This is a genomic window from Psychrosphaera sp., assembly GCF_982872775.1.
In genome coordinates this window covers 8,657-11,499 of the sequence record NZ_CEYNSH010000063.1, presented here as the reverse complement: position 1 = coordinate 11,499, position 2,843 = coordinate 8,657, and the positions used below count along the sequence as shown (strand labels likewise).

Here is a 2,843-nt window from a genome sequence, read left to right as displayed (position 1 = left end):
GTTGCCATGTTCCAGTGATAAATAAAACGCCAATAAACAGACATATACCAGAACTAACCAGCCAAAATGTCATGCTGTTTTCTGGAAATAACGGCATAAGTCCAACAAAAGAGACGCCGCGTAATATAAAGATACTACTGATAAGAATTAAGGCGAGTTTGGTTAGAGGTAAACGTTTGATCACACCTGCACCAGATAGGGCGTAAAGGCCCCAAGTCGAGAGGACCACGACGATAACGGAGGTGAAGATAGTAGGATATAACAGCCCTTTCTCCGCCATCAGTGCCATTTGTTCACCGGCACCAAAAAAGCGATACCAGTCACCACCAAAAACAATACAACCAAGGTGAGCGAGTGCAGCCAAGAAACAACAAAGTGCCGCTATTTGTAAAGGACGATTAAAACCTGCATTACTATGAGTGTTTATGTCCTTCATATTTTTATCCTTTAAGTTTTATTAGCAATCTAGCTCGTTAATTGATTTATTTCTGAGCTAAGTTTGTCCAATTCTGTAGCTAATTGGTGTTCGCTAATGGCGCCACTCTGAAATTGCGCTTCTAATTGTAAAATTCTGATTGTTTGCTCAAGTATGGCTAAATACAAAGTCGGGTTTGTTGACTGACTGCGTTTTAGATTGATGGTACTTATATTTAGATCACTTAATGAAGCTTCAGAAAGGTTTTTACCTACAATGCTCTGGGTTAAAAATGCATCTAAATATTCTGGGTAAGGCGGTGGGTTTTTGACAAAAAATTCGGACTTTGACTGATCGTCATCGGCCATACTATCGAAGTGTTCTATTAATTTTGTGCTGTAGTCATGACAGGTATCAACAGAGGTAATGCTTGAATTTAGTAACTTGATTACGTCTTGTTTTTCTTTTTGTTTGGCTTCGTAATTACTGATCTCGATCGCGAGTAATACACCAACTAAGGTTGCGATCAATGTAAGGAAAAAGTTGACGCCAACATTTTGTTTTTCAACGACACTTTTAAACTTGGGAACAAATACAAGTGCTCCAATAAGGCTTAAAACGAAAGTGAGAGTAATGTACAACTTTTAATCCCTTAATAAGTAAGATACTGAAAATAATATTAAAATATAGTTTTATATTACATCAAGCTCTTTTAGCTTTTTTTCAAGTTTGTCAATTTTAGACATTGAAATGATTCCAAACACCATACCTACGACTCCCATAGACATACCCGTCATCCCAAATACAAATCCGACGTTTTCCATGTTTTGCTCCTAAGTGGTTTTGATTGTTTTTTCGACTTTAATACTTTAGCACCAGTTAAATAAAATGCTACTTAGTCAATCATTTACCGTGAAGAGGGAAACCAGACGTTGAGTATTTTTCCGTCACGGACTTCGTAAATAGCTACGACACTCACATCTTCAAGATCAGGTCCACGACCAACAACACGCTCGTTATCAATAACGAATGGCCCATTCACAATTCTTTTATCTATGATGGCCTTATATTCCTTTGGGACTTGATTTAGAAATTGATAACTCTCGGTTAATTGACTTAAACCACTGAGCATCGGTGCCGATTCACCTAATTGATATATTTTCACAGTGTCGGAATAACAACTGGCAAAACGTTCAACATCGTGTGCGTTGTAGGCTTCTATTTGAGCCTGAACGACATCTTCTGGATTTTGGCTTTCAGTACACGCGTTGCTTGGGCCCGCTAGTAAAATTAATAATGAGACCCAAACTTGTTTTAAATTCTTCATATTATTTTTCTTATTATTGTAGATTTAATTACCTTGCTAACTTTCTCGTAATTTCTTTCTTTGGAGTAGTCTTTGAACAGCGCTTTTGTTTATCTTCCTAACGCTGGAAACTTGCAAGCCTTTGCTCAGCACTTTCTTTATATCTGAGCCATCTTTGTTTGCCTTGTAGATATCAAGCTGTCCTTCAGTATTTTCGGAGACAAAGAGTATGTGTGAGCCACTCGCAGTCCAAGCTGGATCCCAGTCATCTATGCTGTTTTGAGTAATGCGAGTTTGTGCCGAGCCATCGATATTCATGGTATATATTTCTCGATTGCCATCTCGGTCAGATATAAATACGATTTGAGAGCCATCAGGAGAAACCTTGGGAGACCAGTCGTTGTTTTCGTTATTGGTTAATTTAATTAGTTCGGAACCGTCTTTATTGGCAATACAAATTTGACTCGGTCCCGACTTTGAATGAAAAAGAATACGACCATCAGACAAAAACTGAGGTGCACGGCCTGCTAATTTAGGAACTTTATTCTGCTCAGTACCATCGGCATTCATTAACCATATTTCTTCTTGCCAGCCATTTTCTGGATCATCATATTCCCTTGCAAAAACAATTGTTTTTCCGTCGCTCGACCAAGACGGTGAGCTGTCCCAAACATGCTTCATATTTGTTAATCGACGAGCGTTGGTCCCGTCAATATTCGCACTGTGGATAGACCAAGTTTTATTTTTGTCGTATTTGCCGTAAAAAGTAATTTGTCTTCCATCAGGGGATACCTCTGGATAACCATCATTATCCGTATGACCAATGACCTTTAAACGAGACTTTCCATTCTCATCACTTAGGTAAATTGCTCTGTTTTTGGTTTCTTTAGATGAATATATAATTGAGTAGTTGGGCAAGTCCGATGCAGCATAAAGATGTGTTCCAGCAAAAAGAGAACAGAGAGAGCCTATTATTAGCCTCGTTTTGAAAAGTTTTTTTGAATGCGTTGTCATAAATGCCATTCCTTGTTCAAGTTACAGCTTAAAAATGTGAAACGACTGCGTTCTGCTTCCGATTATATTATTTGTTAAGTTTGTACTGTCGGCGAACTTCATCGACTA

At 38.3% G+C, this 2,843-nt stretch carries 5 protein-coding genes; all 5 read right to left on the bottom strand.

Going from position 1 to position 2,843, the window contains the following annotated elements:
• A partial coding sequence (locus AC4E96_RS13265) for a hypothetical protein (protein WP_490256157.1) occupies positions 1-436 on the bottom strand: 436 nt, incomplete at its 3' end.
• Between the two features lie 29 nt (positions 437-465).
• Positions 466-1,056: a hypothetical protein gene (locus tag AC4E96_RS13260; RefSeq protein ID WP_488031970.1), complete on the bottom strand. Its 591-nt coding sequence runs from the start codon at positions 1,054-1,056 to the stop codon at positions 466-468.
• Between the two features lie 51 nt (positions 1,057-1,107).
• Positions 1,108-1,239 carry a hypothetical protein gene (locus AC4E96_RS13255; RefSeq protein WP_488031969.1) on the bottom strand — a complete coding sequence of 44 codons (132 nt, stop codon included), beginning with the start codon at positions 1,237-1,239 and terminating at the stop codon, positions 1,108-1,110.
• 83 nt (positions 1,240-1,322) lie between these two features.
• Complete coding sequence (locus AC4E96_RS13250; protein ID WP_490256156.1) at positions 1,323-1,742, bottom strand: nuclear transport factor 2 family protein; 420 nt, start codon at positions 1,740-1,742, stop codon at positions 1,323-1,325.
• A gap of 36 nt (positions 1,743-1,778) precedes the next feature.
• The gene (locus tag AC4E96_RS13245; RefSeq protein WP_490256155.1) at positions 1,779-2,735 is read right to left on the bottom strand and encodes a TolB family protein; all 957 of its coding nucleotides are present in this window, start codon (positions 2,733-2,735) and stop codon (positions 1,779-1,781) included.
• Between the last annotated feature and the right edge of the window lie 108 nt (positions 2,736-2,843).

Coding starts and splice junctions, on each gene's coding strand:
- AC4E96_RS13245 (WP_490256155.1), bottom strand. CDS start 2,735: ATGACAACGCATTCAAAAAAACTTTTCAAAACGAGGCTAATAATAGGC.
- AC4E96_RS13250 (WP_490256156.1), bottom strand. CDS start 1,742: ATGAAGAATTTAAAACAAGTTTGGGTCTCATTATTAATTTTACTAGCG.
- AC4E96_RS13255 (WP_488031969.1), bottom strand. CDS start 1,239: ATGGAAAACGTCGGATTTGTATTTGGGATGACGGGTATGTCTATGGGA.